1 protein-coding gene is annotated in these 570 nt (G+C 22.5%); it reads left to right on the top strand.

What is annotated here, in order from left to right; translation table 11 throughout:
- The first annotated feature begins 280 nt into the window (after nt 1-280).
- A complete protein-coding gene (locus ACQY5W_RS13430; protein ID WP_428025475.1) occupies nt 281-550 on the top strand; it encodes a hypothetical protein in 270 nt (89 codons plus the stop codon).
- The last annotated feature ends 20 nt before the right edge of the window (nt 551-570 follow it).

Below are 570 nucleotides of genomic sequence, written 5' to 3'. Positions count from 1 at the left end.
AAAAGTGTAAGCACATTTTTAGAAGCTGGTTTTACAAAGATTTACAATTTGGATGGCGGTTTTTTAAATTGGAAATCAGAAGGATATAAAATCAAAAAATAGGTGGAACATTACCAAATAAATATTTTTTTAACGTTTTTTAAACTTTTATCTTTTTTTTAAGTACTTCACCTTTTTTATTATAATTGAAAATTTCTTTTTATTAATTTTATATAAGTTTTATTTAGTAAATCTTTATTGAGGTACTTAATTTATAATAATATCTAATTTAAAAGAAGTTATGGAAAACGGTTATATAATATTAGGAATAATTGCATTGTTATTTTTAAGTATGTACGGTTATGCATATTTTTCAGTTGCAATAGTAAAAATTAAGCAAAAAAGAGAAGCTAAAAGATTACTTGTAAAAGAAGAATTAAGAAGACAAGAAAGCCTTGAAAAACAAAAAATTATTGATGAAAAGGTTAAGAAATTTAATGAGCGAAAAGAAGAGATTCATCGTGAATTAATGCTTTTAGAAAAAATGAAAAATAAGCAGAAAGTTAGTTAGTACTTTCACTCCTAATATAT

The sequence above is a fragment of the Arcobacter sp. genome (assembly GCF_050300555.1).
In the GTDB taxonomy this organism is placed as follows: Bacteria; Campylobacterota; Campylobacteria; order Campylobacterales; family Arcobacteraceae; genus Arcobacter.
This window is presented reverse-complemented; position numbering and strand designations above follow the sequence as displayed.

Bases quoted from the DNA above. Each gene is read 5' to 3' on its own strand.
- ACQY5W_RS13430 (WP_428025475.1), top strand. From the start codon at position 281: ATGGAAAACGGTTATATAATATTAGGAATAATTGCATTGTTATTTTTA.